Genomic DNA, 22,556 nt, shown 5'->3' with positions numbered 1-22,556 from the left:
AGTTTTTTTGTACTTTTTCACGAAAAACTTGTATCATTTTTCATAGTGGATCGTACGTATAGGTGGTGTTTGTCATGCTAGCCAATAAAAAAGATGTGATTCAGCTATTGGAAACGATTGCGTTATATATGGAAATCAAAGGAGAAAATCCGTTTAAAATTGCTGCGTTTCGCAAGGCGGCGAACGCGTTAGAGACCGATGAACGCAGTTTAGCAGAAATTGAAGATTTCACAAAAATTCCGGGAATAGGAAAAGGGACATCTGCCGTCATTAAAGAATTTCTCGAAACAGGGAGATCAATGGTGCTTGAGGAGTTACAAAACGAGATTCCGTCTGGTTTATTTTCGCTTTTAAAAATTCCCGGACTTGGCGGCAAAAAGATTGCCAAGCTATATCAAGAGCTTGGAGTTGTTGATGTCGCTTCTTTAAAGGCTGCTTGTTTGGAACAGAAAGTGCAGGCGCTTGCAGGATTCGGAAAGAAAACCGAAGAAAAGATTTTAGCTGCAATTGAAGAGATGGGTTCTCGTCCGGAGCGCTTGCCGCTTGCTTTAGTGCTGCCGATTGCTGAGGAAATTGAACAGCAGCTGGGGAACATGAGTGGAGTGATTCGCTTTTCCCGTGCCGGAAGCCTGCGGCGCATGAAGGAAACTGTGAAAGATTTAGATTTTATCATTGCGACCAATGAGCCGCAGCGGGTACGTGAACAATTGGTTGCGTTAGCCAATGTTTCTGCTGTCATCGCCAGTGGCGACACAAAAGTATCGTTACAGCTTCGCTATGAATATGAGATCGCTGTCGATTTTCGCTTAGTGACCCCGGAACAATTTGCGACTACTTTGCATCATTTTACAGGTTCTAAAGAACATAATGTGCGGATGCGGCAACTGGCGAAAGAGCGCGGGGAAAAAATTAGTGAATATGGTGTCGAGAACACAGAAACAGGCGAAATAATCACGTTTGCGGATGAAAAAGAGTTTTTTGCCCATTTTCGATTGCCGTTCATTCCGCCAGAATTGCGCGAAGATGGAAGTGAAGTGGATCGGTATCAGGAAGACTATCCTCTTATTCATTTTTCCGATATTCAAGGGGATTTGCATATGCATTCCGCTTGGAGCGATGGCGCGTGCTCCATTGAGGAAATGGCGGAAGCGTGCCGCAAAAAAGGATATCGATATATGGCGATTACCGATCATTCACAGTTTTTGAAAGTAGCGAACGGCTTGACAGTCGAACGATTAAAACGACAACGTGAAGAAATCGAACGGTTAAATGCGAAATACGATGATTTTACCATTTTATCCGGCGTTGAAATGGACATTCTGCCTGATGGAACGCTCGATTATGATGATGAAGTGCTTCAGGAACTGGATTTTGTGATTGCCGCGATTCATTCGGGATTTTCCCAGCCGCGTGATGTGATTATGGCACGGTTAAAAGCGGCATTGAACAATCATCATGTCGATCTCATTGCCCACCCGACAGGTCGGTTAATTGGGCGGCGTGATGGTTACGATGTAGATATAGATATGCTTATTGAGCTTGCGCGGGAAACAAATACAGCGCTTGAATTAAACGCCAACCCGCATCGGCTTGATTTAGCCTATTCGTACTTAAAAAAAGCACAAGAGGCTGGCGTCAAAATTGCCATTAACACGGATGCCCATCATTTGGACATGCTAGAGGATATGAAAGTGGGCGTGGCAGCAGCTCGGAAAGGATGGATTCGTAAAGATGCGGTGATCAATACGTGGACGTTGGAAGAACTGCGCCAATTTTTACGGCGACATGACGAAAAATAGTAAACATGGAGGTTTTTCATCTGTGCATACACGAGTTTTCAAAGTGTTAGAGTTTGACAAAGTGAAAGCCCAATTGCTAGAACATGTATCTTCGTCATTAGGAAAGGAAAAGGTAGAGCGGCTATTTCCATCTTCTGACTTTGATGAAGTTGTTCAATGGCAGGAGCAAACCGATGAAGCAGTCGCTTCTCTACGTCTGCGCGGGCATGTTCCGCTCGACGGAATTGTTGATATACGGTCAAGCGTGAAGCGAGCAAGTATCGGCGGAACATTAAGCCCTCAGGAATTGCTCGATATTGCAAGTACCTTGTATGCAGCTAGACAAATGAAAACATTTATTGATTCGCTCGCGGAGGATTCGTCATCGTTTTCCCATTTATCGCAATATGCAGCCGGGCTCGTTTCGTTGTCCGAGATCGAGCAAGCAATTAAAAAATGCATCGATGATCACGGTGAAGTGCTGGATAATGCCAGCGAGCGTTTACGGTCGATTCGTCAGCAGCTGCGAAATACAGAAGCGAGAGTTCGCGAAAAATTGGAAAATATGATTCGTTCTTCATCGGCGCAAAAAATGTTATCGGACGCGATTATTACCATTCGCAATGATCGTTATGTTATCCCGGTAAAACAAGAGTATCGCAGCGCTTATGGCGGCATTGTTCATGACCAATCGTCTTCCGGAGCGACGTTATTCATTGAGCCGCAAGTCGTCGTCGATTTGAACAACCAGCTTCAAGAAGCTCGCGTCAAAGAAAAACAGGAAATTGAGCGAATTTTAATGGAGTTAACGGGAAAAGTTGCTGAACAAGCAGATGCTCTGTTAGAGAACGTAAACATATTAGCCGAACTCGATTTCTTGTTTGCCAAAGCGAAATACGCAAAGAAAATAAAGGCAACAAAGCCATTGATGAACGATCACGGCTATATTCGCCTGTTAAAGGCGCGCCACCCTCTCATTGATCCGAATGTCGTCGTTCCAAATGATATTGAACTTGGTAAAGATTACACAACGATGCTCATTACTGGTCCGAATACAGGGGGAAAAACAGTCACGTTAAAAACGATCGGGCTGTTGACGCTTATGGCGCAAGCAGGTCTCTTTATTCCGGCGTTGGACGGTTCGGAATTAGCGGTGTTCCGCTCCGTTTATGCCGACATTGGCGACGAACAATCAATTGAACAAAGTTTGAGTACGTTTTCGTCCCATATGGTCAACATTGTCGATATTTTGCGCAACATTGATAGCGACAGCCTTGTGCTGTTTGACGAATTAGGAGCAGGGACAGATCCTCAGGAAGGGGCAGCGCTGGCAATTGCCATTTTGGACGAAGTACATCAACGCGGAGCGCGCGTTGTCGCGACGACGCATTATCCGGAGTTAAAAGCGTACGGGTATAATCGACGCGGCGTCATCAATGCGAGCGTTGAATTTGACATCGAAACATTAAGTCCGACGTATAAATTATTAATCGGTGTTCCAGGGCGGAGTAACGCGTTTGAAATATCAAAACGTCTCGGCCTTGACGAGCGCATCATTGAACGGGCGAAATCCCATATCAGCGCAGAAAGCAACAAAGTCGAAAATATGATTGCCTCCCTTGAGCATAGTAAAAAGCGTGCGGAAGAAGAATGGAAACAGGCTGAAGACGCACGGAAAGAAGCGGAGCGGCTTCGCAACGAGTGGGAAGAGAAGCTTGAGGAATTAAACGAAAAACGAGATGAACTTATTGAAGAAGCGAAACGAAGAGCCGCCGATATCGTCAAATCATCTCAACAAGAGGCGGAACACATCATTCGTGAGCTTCGGCAAATGCAGAAAGAAAAGCAGGCGGAAATTAAGGAGCACGAGCTGATTGCTGCGAAAAAACGGTTAGAAGAAGCAGTACCAACGTTCGATTCGAAGAAAAAAGTGAAAGCGGCGAAGCGGACGCATCATGAATTTCGTCCTGGTGACGAAGTGAAAGTCGTTCATTTAAATCAGAAAGGTTACTTGCTTGAAAAAGTATCTGACGATGAATGGCAAGTGCAGCTCGGCATTTTAAAAATGAAAATTAAAGAGCGCGAGCTGGAGTATATCGGCAGCTCGAAACCGACAGAAACGAAGCCGCTAGCAACTGTCAAAGGAAAGGACTATCATGTTGGGCTTGAGCTTGATTTGCGCGGGGAACGGTATGAGGATGCGATTGTCCGCCTCGAAAAATATATTGATGATGCGCTTTTAGCTGGTTATCCGCGCGTTTCGATTATTCACGGAAAAGGCACAGGAGCGTTGCGAAAAGGAGTACAAGAATTTTTGAAAAAACACCGTTCCGTCAAAAACATTCGCTTTGGCGAGGCAACTGAAGGAGGAACGGGTGTTACGATTGTGGAATTGAAATAATAAGGGGCGAAGACGATGAACTCCTTTTGGGAAAATGAAGTAGTGAAAATTGCAGCAAATTTTAGTGTAGCTGTCCTATGTATGGTTGTGTTTTTAGCGATTTTTGAGCTCGTCACCAAATATAAAAATTGGGATGAGATTCAAAATGGAAACGTGGCTGTTGCCATGGCAACGGGTGGAAAAATTTTTGGTATCGCTAATATTTTTCGATATGCACTTCATCATCATGATTCACTGCTTGCGATGATCGGTTGGGGTGTGTACGGGTTTATTTTATTGCTTATCGCCTATTTTATTTATGAATTTTTAACGCCAAAATTTAATATTGACGAGGAGATTGCCAAGGATAATCGTGCGGTCGGCTTGATTTCTATGGTCATTTCGATCGGCTTATCATTTGTGATTGGTGAAGGAATTCATTAGAACGAATACGGGGAGTAAAAGAGAGATGGAGACATTAGCGAAGGTATTATTTGTTTTATGTGGTGTCTTTCTTGTCATCGGCATTGTTTACTTATTATTTTTTGCTTAATAAGAAAACAATAAGCGTCCTACAACAGCAATAGTAGGCGCTTATTTTTTTTATGATGTAAAATTTCGAAAAGTATAATAAAATAAAAATGAATCGTCTGAATAATCAAACACGGAGGGGATATGATGGAAAAACCGTGGCTCGCTTATTACCCGCCGCAAATTTCGCCACATCTTGACTATCCGGCAAAAACGCTACCGGACTATTTAAGGGAAACGGCAGCGCAATTTGGGCAAAAAGAAGCGATTTATTTTCTTGGAAAAACGTTAACTTTTCAAGAGGTGTACGAACAGTCGTTAGCTTTCGCAAACTATCTCGTGAACATCGGACTAAATAAAGGAGATCGTGTCTCGATTATGCTCCCAAACTGTCCGCAGTCAGTCATCAGCTATTACGGGGTGCTGTTCGCTGGAGGAATCGTCGTACAAACGAACCCGCTTTATACGGAACGCGAGCTTGAATACCAACTTAACGATAGCGGAGCAACGGTGTTAATTACATTGGATATACTTTATCCAAAGGCGGTCAAAGTAAAAGGACACACGAACGTTAAGCACATCATTATTACGAGCATCAAAGATTATTTACCGCCACTGAAAAAATGGCTCTATCCATTTGTGCAAAAAAGGCAGCAGCCGGTTGCGGTGCAAATCGAAGAGCGTGACGACCAGCATCTCTTTTCCAATATTGTTGCCCGAACGAGCCCAAACGAAATCAATGTTGAGGTCGACCCAGTTGAAGATGTTGCATTGCTGCAATATACGGGTGGCACGACAGGGTTTCCGAAAGCAGCGATGCTTACCCATCGCAATTTAATTGCGAACACGTTGATGTGCGTTCATTGGATGTACCGCTGCGAAAAAGGGAATGAAGCGATTTTAGGAGTATTGCCATTTTTTCACGTGTACGGCATGACGACGATTATGAATTTAGCGATCATGCGAGCGTATAAAATGATTCTCCTCCCGAAATTTGATGTCGAAATGACGCTAAAAACGATCGAAAAGCAAAAACCGACGTTGTTCCCCGGAGCACCGACGATGTATATCGCACTATTAAATCATCCAAACTTATCCCGTTATGATTTGTCGTCCATCAAAGCATGCATTAGCGGTTCGGCTCCGCTGCCGGTAGAGGTGCAGGAGAAATTTGAACAAATAACCGGAGGAAAGCTCATTGAAGGATACGGTTTAACTGAAGCATCCCCTGTTACCCATGCGAATTTTTTATGGGACGGTGAACGGATAAAAGGAAGCATTGGCGTTCCGTGGCCGGATACGGAGGCAAAGATTATCTCGCTAGAAACTGGACAAGAAGCGAAGGTGAACGAAATTGGTGAACTTATTATTCGTGGTCCACAAGTGATGAAAGGATATTGGAACCAGCCATTTGAGACGGAAAGTGTATTGCGCGACGGCTGGCTATATACAGGGGATGTAGGATATATGGATGAACGTGGATATTTCTTCATCGTCGACCGCAAGAAAGATATAATTATTGCTAGCGGATATAATATTTATCCGCGCGAGGTCGAAGAAGTATTATATGAGCATCCAAAAGTGAAAGAAGCGGTCGTTGTTGGCGTTCCGCACGAATATCGAGGCGAAACAGTGAAGGCGGTTATCGTGCTCAAAGAAGGAGAACAGTGTACCGAAGAAGAGTTGGACGAATTTATGAGAAGTCGATTGGCAGCCTATAAAGTGCCGCGTATCTATGAGTTCCGTAAAGAGCTTCCAAAAACAGCGGTCGGGAAAATTTTACGCCGGGTGTTAGTGGAAGAGGAAAACAAAAAAGGGTAAAAGGGCCTGCCAACGGAAAAGGCTCTTTCTTTTGTAAAACTTTATCTTGACAAAATTAACAGATAGTTTTTAAAATAGAAATATGAATGATTATTCATTCATATTTTAAAAAGGAGAATGAGTGTTGAAAAGAGACAAACCGAAATTTAAACAAATCATCGAAGCAGCAGTAGTTGTCATTGCCGAAAACGGCTACCACCAAGCACAAGTATCCAAAATTGCAAAACAAGCGGGGGTCGCAGACGGAACGATTTATTTATACTTTAAAAATAAAGAAGATATTCTCGTTTCGCTTTTTCGTGAAAAAATGGGCTCATTTATTGAGAAAATTGGGCAAGAAATAGAAGGAATTTCGAGTCCTTCACAGAAGTTATATGTGTTAGTAGAAAAACATTTTCAACTATTATCTGCTGATCGTCACTTAGCGATCGTTACTCAACTTGAATTGCGTCAATCAAATAAAGAATTGCGTCTACGAATTAACGAAGTGCTAAAAGGCTATTTACGCGTTGTCGATCAGATTGTCAAAGAAGGAATCGAAAAAGGAGAGTTTCGCAAAGATTTAGATGTTCGCCTTGCAAGACAAATGATTTTCGGTACGATTGATGAAACGGTAACGACATGGGTGATGAATGAGCAAAAATACGATTTAGTGGCTTTAGCCAAACCTGTTCACGAGCTGTTGACAAGAGGCTGCTCCGCCTCTTGAATCCAAGAAAATGACAAAGGGGAGAGGGAGAACATGGAGTTTTTCAAAACGAATACGGAGGGATTTGTCGCGACTGTTTCTCTTTTGCACCCTCCGGCTAACGCATTATCGTCCGCTGTTTTGAAAGAGCTTTCAATGCTGTTAGAACAATTAGAGACCGATGACAAAGTTCGGGTCATTCTTCTTCATGGAGAAGGGAGATTTTTCTCCGCTGGTGCCGATATTAAAGAATTTACAGCTGTTAGCTCAAGAGAGCAGGCAGCGAAGTTGGCACGTGCAGGTCAACAAGTCATGGAGCAGATAGAGCAATTTCCAAAACCGATCATTGCCGCCATCCACGGAGCTGCATTAGGTGGGGGATTGGAGCTGGCGATGAGTTGCCATATTCGTATAGTTGCAGAAAACGCCAAACTCGGATTGCCGGAATTGCAGCTGGGCATTATTCCGGGATTTGCTGGAACACAGCGATTACCCCGTTACGTTGGTTTCGGAAAAGCGGCAGAAATGATGTGGACAAGTGAACCGATTACCGGCACAGAAGCGGTTCAATGGGGTCTGGCGAACCGGGCGGTACCAGAAGAACAGCTGCTGGAGGAAGCGAAAACATTAGCAAACAAAATCGCGCAAAAAAGCCCGATTTCCATTCGCGCTACGCTTCAACTTTTAAACGCCGCGAAGGAAAAATCATTTCATGAAGCGGTCCGCTATGAAGCAGAGCTGTTCGGAAACGTGTTTACATCCGAAGATGCAAAGGAAGGCGTACAAGCATTTATCGAAAAGCGATCTCCGCAATTTCAAGGAAAATAGCAACTTAAATTTACAGAATATTTAAAACTGAATAAATGTTTCATAAACATAAGGAGGGGCTTTCATGAACATTTTTGTCTTAATGAAGCGCACGTTTGACACAGAAGAGAAAATTGTCATTGCGAACGGCAAAGTGAATGAAGATGGTGCTGAGTTTATTATTAATCCGTATGATGAATACGCGATTGAAGAGGCGATTCAAGTTCGCGACAAGCATGGCGGAGAAATTACCGTGATTACCGTAGGAAATGAGGACGCGGAAAAAGAATTGCGTACTGCATTGGCGATGGGATGCGATAAAGCAGTGTTAATCAACGTCGAAGATGATGTAGAAGAACAAGATCAATATACCACTGCAAAAATTATTGCCGAATATTTAAAAGATAAGCAGCCAGATTTAATTTTAGCTGGAAATGTGGCGATTGACGGCGGCTCAGGACAAGTTGGCCCGCGCGTCGCTGAATTGCTTGGCATTTCTTACGTGACGACGATTACGAAGCTTGACATTGATGGTGGAAAAGTAACGATCGTTCGCGATGTTGAAGGAGACGAAGAAATCATTGAAGCATCGCTTCCATTGCTGGTGACAGCGCAACAAGGGTTAAATGAACCGCGCTATCCTTCTTTGCCAGGAATTATGAAAGCGAAAAAGAAGCCGCTCGAAGAATTAGAGTTAGATGACTTGGACTTAGAAGAAGATGATGTAGAAGCGAAAACAAAAACAATCGAAATTTTCTTGCCGCCGAAAAAAGAGGCAGGAAAAATTCTTCAAGGCGAGCTGGCGGATCAAGTAAAGGAGCTTGTCACGCTGTTACGCACAGAAGCGAAAGTCGTTTAATGATGTGAAGAATCGCAATCGTTTATTTTAGCAAACAGGGGGATGGAACATGAGTCGAAAAGTAATAACATTAGCAGAAATTCGTGACGGATCATTAAGAAACGTTTCATTTGAAGCGATTGCTGCCGCGAAAACGATCGCTCAAGGCGGAGAAGTCGTGGCTGTATTGCTCGGAGAGAGCGCTCAGTCATATGCCAATGAGCTTATTTATTACGGAGCAGACCGCGTCGTCACTGTTGAAAATGAGAAATTGAATCATTACACTTCCGATGGCTATGGCCAAGCGCTCATGGCAGTTATCGATTCGGAAAAACCGGAAGGAATTGTCTTTGGTCATACTGCGTTAGGAAAAGATTTAGCGCCAAAATTAGCGACAAAATTAAACTCCGGTCTTGTTTCCGACGTCGTTGCTGTAGAAGAAGCGGGCGGAAACTTAGTGTTTACGCGTCCGATTTACTCTGGAAAAGCGTTTGAAAAGAAAATCGTCACCGATGGTGTAATTTTTGTTACCGTTCGTCCAAACAATATTCCAGTGCTTGAGCGGGATGAAGCACGTTCAGGGAATGTCACGAACCTATCCGCTAATATTAAAGACCTGCGTACAATTGTTAAAGAAGTTGTCCGTAAAACAGCTGAAGGTGTCGACTTATCGGAAGCGAAAGTCATCGTCGCTGGCGGTCGCGGCGTGAAAAGCGCGGATGGATTTAAACCGCTTCAAGAATTAGCCGAAGTGTTAGGAGGCGCCGTTGGGGCGTCACGCGGTGCGTGCGATGCTGGCTATTGCGACTACTCATTGCAAATTGGCCAAACTGGAAAAGTGGTTACTCCTGATCTTTATATCGCGTGCGGCATTTCCGGAGCGATTCAACACTTAGCCGGTATGTCCAACTCCAAAGTCATTGTCGCCATTAACAAAGACCCTGAAGCAAACATTTTCAAAGTGGCGGATTACGGCATTGTCGGCGATTTATTCGAAGTTGTACCGCTTTTAACGGAAGAGTTTAAAAAGCTGAAAGTGCGTTCATAACGATTTTCAAAACGGGTGAGAAGCCCGTTTTTTTCTTAAGCATAATTATCTTGTGAAAGCGAATATTAGAAGTGAAGCAAAAAGTTAGCACCTGCATCGATTAAATGATATACTTTGTTTACATGCACATAGTTATGAAGTTATGAATAGGAGGAATGGATAATGGCAATTGTAAATGCGACTGATCAAACATTTGCGACAGAAACAGGCGAGGGAGTTGTAGTAGTCGACTTTTGGGCTCCTTGGTGCGGACCTTGCCGAATGATCGCACCTGTTTTAGAAGAAGTAGATCAAGAAATGGGAGACAAAGTAAAAATAGTGAAAGTGAACGTCGATGAAAACCAAGAAACTGCAGCAAAATACGGCGTAATGAGCATTCCGACTTTGTACGTTTTCAAAAACGGCGAAGTTGTAGATAAAGTAGTCGGATACCAGCCAAAAGAAGCGCTTGTACAATTGTTAGAAAAACATGTGTAATCGATGGAGTTAAAAGAGGTTCGGACAATCGTCTGAGCCTCTTTTTTACATCTTACATTTATTGGCGGTTTCATAAGTTATGAGACGAGCTCTCCTCTCATTTACAAAAAAGTTTCTCTCTAGATTATAGATAGAAGTAAGGATGGATAATTTGAGAATAAATGTAAAAAAACGTTGACTGACTAACAAAAATCATTTATATTTGTATACAATAAAACCGATAGGAAAAGTTTGTATAAAGTTAGCGGGCTGATCGGACATACCGAAGGTCTTTGATGACATGAGATGTTTCATGCATCAAAGACTTTTTTTCTTTCTATTAAACATAGTTTTCCTATCGGAATAATAAATAAAATTTACTTCGCATCAAGAATGTAGATAGTAAAGGATTGAAACCAATCACAAGGATGATAAGGAGGGATCGCTTTTGGGTGTACAGATTCATATAAGAGATAAGTCTTTCCGAAAAGGACAGACGACGGTTCATGCTCTTCAGGATATCCATTTAGAGATTGCCGATGGAGAATTTGTCACTGTCATTGGTCCAAGTGGCTGCGGAAAAAGCACCTTGCTAAAAATCATTGCTGGACTTGATGCGGATTACAACGGGATCGTGGAAATGAATGGCGTTCCTATTCAAGGACCGGGAACGAATCAAGGATTTATTTTCCAAGAACATCGCCTATTCCCGTGGTTGACCGTCGAAGAAAATATTGCTGCAAATTTATCGCTGAGAGATCGGGAAATTCGCAAAAAGGTAGATGAATTGATTGATATTGTCCGGCTGAAAGGGTTTGAGAAAGCCTATCCAAAGGAATTGTCGGGAGGAATGTCACAGCGAGTCTCGATTGCTAGAGCGCTGTTGCGAGAACCAAAAATATTGTTACTAGATGAACCTTTTAGTGCACTTGATGCGTTTACAAGAAAACATTTGCAGGATGTTCTTTTGGAAGTATGGAGGAACAAGCGCATAACGATGATTTTAGTGACTCATGATTTGGATGAAGCTGTTTATCTAGGGAGTCGAGTAGTCATCATGAAGGCAAAACCAGGGCGGATCAGCAGAATCATTCCTATCCATTTACCGTTTCCGAGACAACGGGCTCATCCGTCTTTTCAAGAAATGAGACAAAACGTGTTGAAAGAGTTCGAAACCATAGAAGCTCCTCCTTTGATGGAGGGACTTGGAATCTAATATAGAGGGGGAAGTTTCAAGGTGAGAAAAAGAATGGCTTTTCTGTTGATGATCGGGCTTATTTCATTTGTTTTCGGATGTAGCAGTGAAAATGTTGCTACTGGATCGAAGAAGAAAACAGAAAATGTCACGATTCGAATAGGAATTCAACAAAGCCTCGGTCCACTTTTATTAGCAAAAGAAAAAGGATGGTTTGAAAAAGAATTTGAAAAAGAAGGCGTGAAAGTCAAGTGGACCGAGTTTCAAAGTGGACCTCCACATTTTGAAGCAATGGCTTCGAATAATCTCGATTTTGGCGCTGTGGGGAATTCTCCCGTTATTTCTGCTCAAGCGGCAAACATTGATTTTAAAGAAATCAGCAAAAGCTCCGACGGGCTAAAAGGAGATGCTATCCTCATTCCAAAAGGAAGCAAAATCAAGGATTTGAAGGATTTAAAAGGAAAAAAGATTGCCGTTGCCAAAGGCAGCAGCGGATTTAATTTTTTATATGAAGCACTTCAGCATGCCGGATTGAAGGCATCCGATGTGGAAATGATTCAGCTGCAACCAGATGAAGCCCAAGCAGCCTTTGAAACTCGCAAAGTGGACGCTTGGGCGATTTGGGAGCCGTATATCTCCTATGAAACAATTAAAAACAAAGCGAAGGTGCTGGCAGACGGAGAGACTCTTCATGTTTATTCGCCGGGGTTTGTGATCGCACGATCCGGGTTTACAAAGGAACATCCTGATTTAACGGTTCAATTTTTAAAAGTGTACGAGAAAGCACGACGTTGGCAGAATGAGCATTTTGACGAAGCGGTTTCTATTTATGCGGAAGCGAAGAAATTGGATAAGGAAGTCGTTGCGCAAGCGTTGCGCAACAATCCAGCATTAAATGAGCCTATTACTGATGACATTATCAAAGCTCAACAGAAAACGGCCGATTTTCAATATTCGCAAAAAATCATTAAAACGAAGATTGATACAAGTAAAGTAGTCGATAACCAATTTATTAAAAAAGCATTGCAAGAACTGAAGAAGGAAGGTGAGGAAAATAATGGATAAAACGACCATGACCGCTAGACAACTCCTTGTACGAAAGGAGCGGGTAGGGCGAATTTTTATTTTTAAAGACGACAGATGGAAGAAAAGTTTAAAAAAAGGGGCTACACATGCAATTTTGCCGCTCCTTCTACTTGTTGGATGGCAGCTTACGGGGATGCTTGGTACAGTCTCCAAAACGGTATTGCCGACTCCATTGGACATTGTTCAAGCGTTTTACCATCTGGCAGTTTCAGGAGAACTGGCTACCCATTTGAAAATTAGCGTATTTCGTGCAGCAGCAGGATTTTTATTGGGAGCTGGTCTCGGTATTGTTGCAGGTATCGCCGTAGGTTTTTCAACGAAAACGGAAGGAGTATTAGACTCGACTCTACAAATGTTGAGGACGATTCCTCATCTTGCCGTGGCACCGCTTTTTATCTTATGGTTCGGGTTTGGAGAAGCGTCTAAAATTTTACTCATTGCCAAAGGAGCGTTCTTTCCGATTTATGTAAATACATTTCTTGGCATACGCGGCGTCGATGCAAAGCTGTTTGATGTAGCGCGCATTCTTCATTTCAGCCAATGGAAGAAAATCAAGCTGCTCATTTTACCTTCTGCTCTTCCCAATATTTTATTAGGGATTCGTTTATCCCTTGGGGCTGCGTGGCTAGCGCTAGTTGTTGCTGAACTGATGGGGTCAACAGAAGGAATCGGTTATATGATGATGGATGCAAGGCAGTTTAGTAATACCGATATTGTCTTTGTCGGCATTATCATTTTCGCAGCGGTTGGAAAACTGACAGATTCGTTTGTCCGATTATTAGAAAAACGATTGCTTCGTTGGCAGGATACGTATAAAGGGAGCATATAAGAACGTACGTAAAGACGAGAGGCCGGCGTTTATGGACATAGATTTCATACAAAGGAGAGGAAATAAGTATGGCCAATATTGTATTGATTTCTGGGAGTCCATCTAAAAATTCTAAAACAGCTTCCATTACGAACCAATTACAAAAGGAGTTAATAGAGAGAAATCATCGTACCTCTTTGATTGATGTACGTGAATTGCCAGCGGAGGACTTGTTATATGGCAACTTTAATAGCAAGGCGATTACCCATACCCATGAGTTGATTCGCCATGCAGATGCCGTAATTGTGTTAAGTCCCGTCTACAAGGGAAGCTATACAGGAATTTTAAAAGCTTTTCTCGACTTGTTACCAGAAAAGATTTTCGCGGGTAAGGTGATTGCCCCAGTCGTAACGGGGGGAACGATCGCCCATCTTTTATCCATTGAATATGCTCTTAAACCGATTTTTTCCATAATGGGAGCGAAGGAGATTTTGCACGGAGTATTTATTTTAGATACGAATATTCAGCGAAATGAGAAAGGAGATGTATTTTTAGATAGAGAGCTGGAAGAAAGAGTTGAAAGTTTGTTGAAAGCCATCGAAAGAAAGGAACCGACTATTTAAATAAATAGAAAGGGGTAAGGAGAATGGAAATTTTATGGTTTATTCCTTCTCATGGGGATGGGCGATATCTCGGAACGACAAAAGGAGGACGTTCAGCTGAGTATAGCTACTTTCGCCAAATTGCACAAGCTGCGGATCGACTTGGATATAAAGGAGTATTGATTCCTACTGGAAAATCATGCGAAGATCCGTGGTTGTTAGCGGCAGCACTTGCGACGGAAACAGAACAATTAAAGTTTCTTGTAGCTGTTCGCCCTGGTTTGATGTCTCCTACCTTGGCCGCAAGAATGGCTTCAACGCTTGATAGAATTTCCGGGGGACGACTGCTGATCAATGTAGTAGCTGGCGGAGACCCTGTAGAGCTCGGTGGGGACGGCCTGTTTTTAAGCCATGATGAACGTTATGAAGCAACAGATGAATTCCTTACGATTTGGAAAGGGCTGCTGAACGGTGAAGAAGTGACATTTGAAGGGAAACATCTAAAAGTGAAAGGCGGAAAACTTCTATTTCCTCCTGTGCAAAAGCCGTATCCTCCGATTTATTTTGGCGGCTCGTCTTCGGCGGGGCAACTCGTAGCAGCAAAACATGCGGACGTATATTTAACTTGGGGGGAACCACCAGAGCAGGTAGAAAAGAAGATTTCAGAAGTGAGAAGACTGGCCGAGAAGCAAGGGAGAACGGTCGAATTTGGAATACGGCTTCATATCATTGTTCGTGAAACGGAAAGGGAAGCATGGGACGCTGCCGAACGGCTGATTCAATATGTGGATGAGAAAACGATTCAAGAGGCGCAGCGAGTATTTTCCCGCTATGACTCCATAGGACAGCAGAGAATGAGACAACTGCATAACGGAAGCAGAGAGTCTTTGGAAATTAGCCCTAACTTATGGGCAGGGGTCGGTCTTGTAAGAGGAGGAGCAGGAACGGCTTTAGTGGGGGATCCGGAAACTGTGGCAAAACGTCTGCTAGAATACCGACAATTAGGGATTCATCATTTTATCTTATCTGGCTATCCACATTTAGAAGAAGCATACCGTGTTGCTGAATTGTTATTTCCGCTTTTGCCATTGAGTAACAGTAAGTCAAAGGAAAGCAGCGTACAAGGAGAAATTATCGGAAATGAATTTTTCCCTTCATTTATTAAAGTGTAAACAAAAGCAGAACCTGCCGATAAATCCGGCGGGTCATTTTTATTTTACAAAAAGCTTATTGATGTTAATAATCATTCTCTATTATAATCAGCTTATGTTAATGAAAATCGTTATCGAAAAGGTATCTAGGGGAACTCCATAGTTAGTTAAGTGAAAGATGATCGCTGTTTTTACTGCGTTTGCATGATCGGGGCGCGTGCTCCAATAATGGGGAAGCAGCGGCAAAGAAAACAACAAGTTGCTTTTGAACAAAAAGAAGGAAAATCAGCAGAAACAGGGGAAAAGAAGCAGAAGAAGATCATTACGGGACGTATTCCAACAAGCAGCTATGGAATTAGAAAAAGCAAAAGATAGTCCAAAAGTCGATTTTGATCAAGGCATTCAACTTGTATGACACCAATTTACACGTGCTTGTATAGAAGCGAGGCGAAGAATTTTAAGACAATATATCACTACATCATTAGCAGCGGGAAAAGACGGTTCGCTTCCGCTATGGTGGTGAAACGAATTTTTGATAAATTAATGCAAAAAGTATTTTATACAACCAGTAAACATAAGTCTGCCAAAATCGAAGAAAATGGATAAATAAAGAAGAAAGAAATTTTACAGCCAGCGGCGGAAAAACATGGCGTGATGCTGCTTACAGCAAAAATCTAGTAAACACGACGGAAGAGGAATTCACTGAAGTTGAAATGTCGTAGAAAAGATCATAAATTAGCGCTTCTGCTTAGCAACCAAGTAGAAAACATAATAAAAACATTTTATTTAGTGACGAGAGCGTTTTTAAACGGTGATGCGGCAAAGGCAAGTCAATGTGGCAAAAGAAGAGATGAAAAAGAAGCGAAAGTCGAACAAGCAGAAGGACAGGAGGCATTCTATCAATCTGTTTACCCATATATGAAAAAACAGGCAGCGGAGGAAGCGTACTAGTTTGATTTGCAAATCGGTGTAAAGACAATTTAATTTCAAAACAATCAATCATGTGTTTGCATGTGGTTTAGCCAAAGCTGCATTACATAAGTTATGAAGAATTTGGGCAAAGATGAATCAGCTGTGACAGCGCTTTTAACATGGTACGAATGATAAATGATGACTAGATAAGCAAGCATACACAACACTTTATGACCAAGCACAAACATAGAAGCAGTAAAGGCGAAGAACAAAGAAGAGGAGGAAAATGTTCTTTCTTAATGAAGAACGATATTACAAACCATTGTGAAAAAAGCGAAATAATGGCGGCATCGAGAAAAGGGCGATTCCAAAAGGGATGATACGGTGATTCATAGGGCTGTTTCCGGATTTTGGGTAAGCCCCTTTTTGCCTTTATCTCTCAAAAACAGATTTTGGTGTTTCTGTTTTCTTATTTTCTTATGATAATATGCTAGTAGGAATGAACGATAAACTTGAGGTGAATCGATTGAAAATCTTCATTACAGGTGGAGCAGGATTTATCGGCAGCCATCTTGCAGCTAAATTGCTCTCGCTGCAACACGACGTCATTGTCATTGATAACTTCCATCCCTACTACTCTACTGAACGCAAGCGCCAACAGTTTCGTGAACTCACGGGTAGTAGTAGTGTCCCGGTCTATGAAATTGACCTGCTTGATGGCGAAAAAACAGAAGCTTTGTTTCGCCGTTATCAACCTGATTGTGTTTACCATTTAGCTGCTTTGCCCGGCGTTCCGAATTCGCTGCTTCAACCGCTTGAGTATGTTGATTACGATATTAAAGCGACAATTAACGTAGTAAATGCGGCAGGAAAAGCTGGTGCCAGCCATGTACTGTTTGCTTCTTCATCTTCCGTCTACGGCGATCAAGGAAACATGCCTCTCAAAGAAGAAATGGCAACGGGAAATGTCATTTCTCCGTATGCGGCGGCGAAATATGGGGCAGAGTCTTTTTGTTATGCGTACGCCAATTTGTTCGGATATCAATTAACGATTTTCCGCTATTTTACCGTTTATGGTCCGTGGGGACGTCCTGATATGGCAATCAGTAAGTTTATTCGCCGATTATTAAACGGAGAAGAGATTGTAGTGTACGGAACTAAAACCGCCAGAGACTACACGTTTGTCGACGATATCGTGAATGGAATGGTGGCGGCGCTACATAGACGCGGGGGAAACGATGTGTTTAATTTAGGCTCAGGGCGTCCGGTTACTATGGAAGAATTGTTGCATCATTTACAAAAGCATTTTCCAACGATGAAAGTGCGATATGCCCCTGAACGGGTTGGTGATGTGAAAGCGACATGGGCTGACATTACAAAGGCGCAACAAGCCTTTGGATATAAGCCGACCGTTTCATTTGAGGAGGGGCTGGCCAAAACGATTGCGTGGGCAAAAAACTATGAAGTATAAGTATGGAAAAATCACCATAAGGCTTATAGGGATCGGACTTGTCGTTACGTTTTTATGGCTGACGTATCACTATTTTGAGGGGAGTAAGCTCCTTGACCATTTTCACCTGCTGCTAACGGCGCCGGACAAGTTGACAGTGATGTTTGTTGTATACGGTGTTTCCTTTTGGCTGCGGGCACTAGTGTGGAAATCGTATGTTGGAAAAGACATTTCTCTCACTGTTTATTTAAAAGGATTATTTATGAGTTTACTTATCAATCATCTTGCACCAATGAAAATAGGGGATATTGCTCGTGTTGCTGTTTTAGCGAAGCAGAGGGGAGTATCAGTCGATGAATCTATTCATTCTGTTGCCGTTATGCGGATAATGGATATGCTTGTGTTATGTCTTTTTTCGGCATGTGGGATGTACATGTATTTGAATCGATTCCCGATCAGGACAAGCATGTTTATCTTTCTTGGCATTACTGGGACGGTCATGATCGTTGCTGTTTTGTTGCGAAAATGGAATGTCAAATTTATTCGTAAGCATATGCACATGTTTCTGGATGCATTAGTAGGGCGGCGTGGAGTATATATTGTAAGCTTCATTGCTTTCAGTTGGATTTGTGAAGCGATTGTGATATATGAGATGGCCAATATGCTGGGATTATCATTATCAATCTTTGAGTCCGTATGGGTAAATAGCGTAACGGTATCCGGTCAAGTGTTTCAAATCGCCCCGGGCGGTCTAGCTACGTATGAAGCAGTGATGGCATTTGCGATAACGAGAATTGTGCCGTTATGGGATAAAGCATACATGGCGGCCATTGTTACTCATGCGTTTAAGTTTGCATTTTCTTATATTATTGGGCTTGTAGTTTTTGTTGCATCTCCAAAAGAGGTTCAGCTTGTTCGTTCATTGTTGAAGAAGGAAGTGAGGGAGTATGAAAAAAGCATCAAAAGTTGAAAAAGTAGCAGCAAGATGCTGGAACTTGTTAAATGAAGGGAAACCATTTACCCCCATTTTTGTTATAGGCACGATGGTGCTTTATCATTTGACTGATCTCGGAAATGTTGAGAATGTCAAGCAGCTTTTGTCTAGTTTTCTATTGATGTTGCCGCTTCTTGTTATCTATTATATATACGATTATCCGTTATTTTTGCGGAATTATCTATGGATTCCATATGTGGGCTTTTTAATCATTTGGCGGTTTGCTGACCTTTCATTAATCGCTTTAGCGATTGGTTTGTATTTTTTCTTTACCGTGTTTTTTTGGGGAACGCTTTATTACCATTTGCGCATCGGGACAACATGGTGGAACTTCACCCGCTTTTGGAAGTTGGTATTGAAAAATAGCGATTCGACAAGCGGAAACGCGCAAGAGCAACTTCCGAAGTTTTTGCTTTTATTGTCGATATGGCAATATGCGTATGAGCAGATCGAAGGCGGATGGCAAACGCTGAATATCGCTAGTTTTGTGATGTATTATACAGGCGTCTTCTTGTTTTCGTTTGTTTTACATAAGCAGCTATTTGACTGGAAGCCAAACGTGATTCCGACGTATACGAACAATGTCGATATCCCTGCACGCGCATTAAATGATAAGGTCATTGTGATTGTCATTGACGGAATGCGGAAAGACCGTTTTGAGCAAGCGAACGCGCCATTTTTAAAATCGTTACGTAAAAATGGGACGGAGTTTACGCAAATGGAAACGGTATATCCAGCTCGTACGGTCGTTTGTTTTACATCGATGTTTACAGGAACATATCCATTTGAACATGGCATCAAGTCCAATATGGTATGGAAACTCGGGATCAAGGTCGAAAGCATTTTTGATTCGTTACGAAAAGTCGGGAAAACCGGTCGACTGTTAGGCATTGCCCACCTTGTCGATTCGCTGGGTGATGATGTTGAAACAGTAACGGCGGTCATGCATAACGATGTTGCCGACCGAAACATTATCGAGCGCGCGAAACTCATTATGAAGGAGCAAGATCCCGATTTGTTCGTCGTGCAGTTGATTGCGACAGACCAAACGGGTCATAGCCGCGGGGTCTTGTACGATGAATACATTCAAAAAATCGAAGAAGCTGATGCATTAATTCAAGAGTATGTAGAATGGCTTGAAGAGCAAGGAAAATTGAAAAACGCGACGCTCATCATCTGTGCGGATCATGGACAAGCTGATGGCATTGGCGGACACGGCCATCTTGATGAAGGGGAACGATATGTGCCATTTTTTATGTATGGACCAGCTATTGAACGAGGAAAGCGAATTGATGAAAAACAAAGTCTCGTATCGCTAGCGCCAACCATTGCGTATTTGTTAGGAGCTCCTTATCCGAGTCATAGTCGTGGCCCGGTATTAATCGAAGCGATTCGAAAGAGGGAACAGCATGAAGAAACAAAAAGTGATCGTGTTTTTACCCGCGTACAATGAAGAACAGTCCATCGGTGAGGTCATTAGAAAAATCCCTCGCCAGTTTCATCCATTGGTCGAAGTGAACGTCTTAGTCATCGATGACGGCTCAACCGACGAAACGGCGGCGGTCGCACAAGCGGCAGGAGCAGATTATATTTACAAAATGGGCCAAAATTACGGGCTTGGGGCAGCGGTGCGCCAAGGATTGAAAGAATGCATACGTCTCGGAGCGGATATCGGTGTGATGATTGATGCTGATAACGAATATCCAGCTGACCAAATTCCTGATTTACTTGCCCCCATTTTTAATGGAGAGGCAGACTATACGATGGGGGCTCGCTTTCTTGGAACGATTCAGGGGATGAAGTTACATCGCCGCCTCGGCAATTATTGCTTTACGCTATTGCAATCGGTGTTGCTGCGAACATGGATTTATGATGGACAATCAGGAATGCGTGCGTTTTCCCGTCAAGCGATGGAACATGCAGAAATTATTCACGATTACAATTATGCGCAAGTGCTGACACTAAATTTAGTTCGCAAAGGGTTTCGTGTCAAAGAAGTACCGATCCGCTATCAAGTGCGAACAACAGGGAAATCGTTTATTAAATTTCGCGCCTATCTTACCGCCGTTCTTCCAGCGATTTGGAAAGAAATGAGGAGACCCGTAGAAAAGGTACAAATTGATCTGAATGCTCACTTACTTCCGACCGATGAAACAAAAAATTGTTCATAACGAATGATGTTCTCCTTTTACTTTTTAAAAAAGTAAAGGGAATTTCTGTAATCTTTTTTATTGACACATAAGATGATAATGATTATCATTAATCGTGTAGGAGGAAACTTAGAGATGAAGCGATTGTATTTATTTTTTTGTTTATTATTGATATTCATTTTCAATCATACATCATCGATTGCGTTTGCTTATTCATATGGTGACCCAAACGAAGAGAAAGTCGCGGAAGTATATAAGCAAATGGCTGAAAAATTGAATCAACAACCACCTAATTTTGCTGAGGCAAAAGAGATTTTTGAAACAGTGAAAGAAGAAATAGATATGCATATGGGAACAGAGCCATCGAAGGCTGTGTTAGCAGCGATCAAAGCGAAAGAGAAAGAAACCGTATTGAAAGATATGAGAAAAATCCTCGTTTTAAATATCGCGCGGCGTTTGGAAAACATCGAGAAAAATTTTGACCAATACGATACAAGCAAGCGTCTGTTAGCGAAAGCATTTGCTACATACGAAGCACTGTCTCCGATCGTGCAAGCGAAAGATGCGGCGCTTGACAAACAAATGAGAGACGAGTTCGACAAAGCATTGCAATCATTAGGAAATCCTGGATTGTTTGGTGTCGGCCAAAAACAATCGAATATCGACCAATTTAAGAAAAGCGAAGACATCATTTTAACATCCTTACAAAAACAATTTGGATTAAAAAGTTTAAAAGTCGGACATTTTTCTGAAAGTGCGACGGAAAAGTCGGAAGCAGTGCAGCAAAAAGACTGGACCGATTTATCGAAGCTGAAAAACTGGATTCCGCTTGTTGTTCTCATTGTTGTCATTGGTGGAGTGGTCATTTATTCGCTACGGCGAAGACGAACATAATCGTTCGGGAGGAAAGGGGATCATCGCATGGAAGTTCAAGCGCTGTTAATTACGTTTCGTGAAGCGTTAGAGGCTCTGCTTATTGTTGGAATTATTACGTCTTATTTAAAGCGTGTCAATCATAAAGAATATACGAAATATGTATGGCTAGGGGCTGGATTGGCTGTTTTAGCGAGCGCTGGTGTTGCGCTGCTCTTCCAGGTCGTTTTTACAGGGTTTGCGGTCATGGGAAGCGAAACGTATTTAAAAATCGCGATTATGTTTATTTCTGTGATTTTGTTAACGCAAATGGTCTTTTGGATGGCAGAGCATAGTCGCGACATGAAAAAAAGTGTCGAAGGAAAGATGGATAGATTTATTACGACAGGGAATGTCGTCGGCATGGTGATTCATTCGTTTTTAGTCGTGCTTCGTGAAGGTGTGGAAACAGTATTTTTCTTTGCTGCCATCACGCATGGAAACCTTGGAGCAGCGATGCAAGGCTGGGGAGCGGCAACAGGCATTATGATTGCCGCAGTTGTCAGTTACTTCTTCTTCAAAGGTACAATGCGCGTACCGCTCAAAACATTTTTTAAGGTGACAGGTGCGTTCATTATTTTGATTGCTGCAGGGCTGTTAGTTCAAGGAATTTCCATGCTTCAAGATTTAAACATCATCGGCAGCGTTATGCCGCATGTATACGATTTGACATGGCTGTTACCTGAACATCCGATTGACTATGAACACTATCTTCGTGACCACGGAGTTGCGCCGATTTTCTCAGGAAATGTCGGTGTATTTTTAAAAGCGCTGTTCGGGTATTCGGCGATGCCGTCATTAGAAGAGGTCATTGCTTACGTCGGTTACTTTGTCGTTATTTATTTATTAGTCACCAGTCGACATGCGAAAGAAACAAGAAACGCGGAGCAAAAAGAAGCGGACGCTCAAGCGCTTGGACCAAAAACAAAAAATGTTGTGTAAAAAGTAC

At 42.5% G+C, this 22,556-nt stretch carries 22 protein-coding genes; all 22 read left to right on the top strand.

Going from position 1 to position 22,556, the window contains the following annotated elements; all coding sequences use genetic code 11:
• The first annotated feature begins 74 nt into the window (after positions 1-74).
• Positions 75-1,799, top strand: a complete 1,725-nt coding sequence (polX, locus tag ISX45_RS11740; RefSeq protein WP_194519046.1) for a DNA polymerase/3'-5' exonuclease PolX — start codon at positions 75-77, stop codon at positions 1,797-1,799.
• Positions 1,800-1,821: 22 nt separating this feature from the next.
• Entirely contained in the window at positions 1,822-4,179 is a 2,358-nt protein-coding gene (locus ISX45_RS11735) for an endonuclease MutS2 (RefSeq protein ID WP_194519045.1), read from the top strand.
• A 15-nt stretch (positions 4,180-4,194) separates the two neighbouring features.
• A complete protein-coding gene (locus ISX45_RS11730; RefSeq protein ID WP_181554648.1) occupies positions 4,195-4,602 on the top strand; it encodes a DUF350 domain-containing protein in 408 nt (135 codons plus the stop codon).
• A 234-nt stretch (positions 4,603-4,836) separates the two neighbouring features.
• Positions 4,837-6,510 carry an AMP-binding protein gene (locus tag ISX45_RS11725; protein WP_194520692.1) on the top strand — a complete coding sequence of 558 codons (1,674 nt, stop codon included), beginning with the start codon at positions 4,837-4,839 and terminating at the stop codon, positions 6,508-6,510.
• 124 nt (positions 6,511-6,634) lie between these two features.
• The gene (locus ISX45_RS11720) at positions 6,635-7,219 is read left to right on the top strand and encodes a fatty acid metabolism transcriptional regulator FadR (protein WP_181554646.1); all 585 of its coding nucleotides are present in this window, start codon (positions 6,635-6,637) and stop codon (positions 7,217-7,219) included.
• Between the two features lie 33 nt (positions 7,220-7,252).
• The gene (locus ISX45_RS11715; protein WP_194519044.1) at positions 7,253-8,026 is read left to right on the top strand and encodes an enoyl-CoA hydratase; all 774 of its coding nucleotides are present in this window, start codon (positions 7,253-7,255) and stop codon (positions 8,024-8,026) included.
• A 64-nt stretch (positions 8,027-8,090) separates the two neighbouring features.
• On the top strand, positions 8,091-8,864 hold the full coding sequence (locus ISX45_RS11710) for an electron transfer flavoprotein subunit beta/FixA family protein (RefSeq protein WP_194519043.1): 774 nt from the start codon (positions 8,091-8,093) through the stop codon (positions 8,862-8,864).
• A 49-nt stretch (positions 8,865-8,913) separates the two neighbouring features.
• Complete coding sequence (locus ISX45_RS11705) at positions 8,914-9,891, top strand: electron transfer flavoprotein subunit alpha/FixB family protein (protein WP_194519042.1); 978 nt, start codon at positions 8,914-8,916, stop codon at positions 9,889-9,891.
• A gap of 162 nt (positions 9,892-10,053) precedes the next feature.
• Positions 10,054-10,368: a thioredoxin gene (trxA, locus tag ISX45_RS11700; RefSeq protein WP_181554642.1), complete on the top strand. Its 315-nt coding sequence runs from the start codon at positions 10,054-10,056 to the stop codon at positions 10,366-10,368.
• Between the two features lie 427 nt (positions 10,369-10,795).
• Positions 10,796-11,563 (top strand): ABC transporter ATP-binding protein, encoded by a 768-nt coding sequence (locus tag ISX45_RS11695; RefSeq protein WP_181554641.1) that lies wholly within the window; start codon positions 10,796-10,798, stop codon positions 11,561-11,563.
• Between the two features lie 33 nt (positions 11,564-11,596).
• Positions 11,597-12,607 (top strand): aliphatic sulfonate ABC transporter substrate-binding protein, encoded by a 1,011-nt coding sequence (locus ISX45_RS11690; protein ID WP_194520691.1) that lies wholly within the window; start codon positions 11,597-11,599, stop codon positions 12,605-12,607.
• A complete protein-coding gene (locus tag ISX45_RS11685; RefSeq protein ID WP_194519041.1) occupies positions 12,600-13,457 on the top strand; it encodes an ABC transporter permease in 858 nt (285 codons plus the stop codon). Before ISX45_RS11690 ends, ISX45_RS11685 begins: the two co-directional genes overlap by 8 nt.
• A gap of 68 nt (positions 13,458-13,525) precedes the next feature.
• Positions 13,526-14,059, top strand: a complete 534-nt coding sequence (ssuE, locus tag ISX45_RS11680; RefSeq protein WP_181554639.1) for an NADPH-dependent FMN reductase — start codon at positions 13,526-13,528, stop codon at positions 14,057-14,059.
• Positions 14,060-14,082: 23 nt separating this feature from the next.
• The gene (gene ssuD / locus ISX45_RS11675; protein ID WP_194519040.1) at positions 14,083-15,210 is read left to right on the top strand and encodes an FMNH2-dependent alkanesulfonate monooxygenase; all 1,128 of its coding nucleotides are present in this window, start codon (positions 14,083-14,085) and stop codon (positions 15,208-15,210) included.
• Between the two features lie 207 nt (positions 15,211-15,417).
• Positions 15,418-15,564 (top strand): hypothetical protein, encoded by a 147-nt coding sequence (locus tag ISX45_RS19655; protein WP_228485542.1) that lies wholly within the window; start codon positions 15,418-15,420, stop codon positions 15,562-15,564.
• A 333-nt stretch (positions 15,565-15,897) separates the two neighbouring features.
• Positions 15,898-16,140: a hypothetical protein gene (locus ISX45_RS19650; protein ID WP_228485541.1), complete on the top strand. Its 243-nt coding sequence runs from the start codon at positions 15,898-15,900 to the stop codon at positions 16,138-16,140.
• A gap of 487 nt (positions 16,141-16,627) precedes the next feature.
• Complete coding sequence (locus tag ISX45_RS11665) at positions 16,628-17,572, top strand: NAD-dependent epimerase/dehydratase family protein (RefSeq protein ID WP_194519039.1); 945 nt, start codon at positions 16,628-16,630, stop codon at positions 17,570-17,572.
• Entirely contained in the window at positions 17,562-18,521 is a 960-nt protein-coding gene (locus tag ISX45_RS11660) for a lysylphosphatidylglycerol synthase transmembrane domain-containing protein (protein ID WP_194519038.1), read from the top strand. The genes ISX45_RS11665 and ISX45_RS11660 overlap by 11 nt, the downstream gene beginning before the upstream one ends.
• Positions 18,499-19,998: an alkaline phosphatase family protein gene (locus ISX45_RS11655; protein WP_181554635.1), complete on the top strand. Its 1,500-nt coding sequence runs from the start codon at positions 18,499-18,501 to the stop codon at positions 19,996-19,998. Before ISX45_RS11660 ends, ISX45_RS11655 begins: the two co-directional genes overlap by 23 nt.
• A complete protein-coding gene (locus tag ISX45_RS11650; protein WP_181554634.1) occupies positions 19,955-20,716 on the top strand; it encodes a glycosyltransferase family 2 protein in 762 nt (253 codons plus the stop codon). The genes ISX45_RS11655 and ISX45_RS11650 overlap by 44 nt, the downstream gene beginning before the upstream one ends.
• 114 nt (positions 20,717-20,830) lie before the next feature.
• On the top strand, positions 20,831-21,589 hold the full coding sequence (locus ISX45_RS11645; RefSeq protein ID WP_181554633.1) for a hypothetical protein: 759 nt from the start codon (positions 20,831-20,833) through the stop codon (positions 21,587-21,589).
• A 27-nt stretch (positions 21,590-21,616) separates the two neighbouring features.
• A complete protein-coding gene (locus ISX45_RS11640) occupies positions 21,617-22,549 on the top strand; it encodes an FTR1 family iron permease (protein WP_194519037.1) in 933 nt (310 codons plus the stop codon).
• Positions 22,550-22,556: the final 7 nt, after the last annotated feature.

It is taken from the genome of Thermaerobacillus caldiproteolyticus, from assembly GCF_015326725.1.
GTDB classification, from domain to species: domain Bacteria; phylum Bacillota; class Bacilli; order Bacillales; family Anoxybacillaceae; genus Thermaerobacillus; species Thermaerobacillus caldiproteolyticus.
This window is presented reverse-complemented; position numbering and strand designations above follow the sequence as displayed.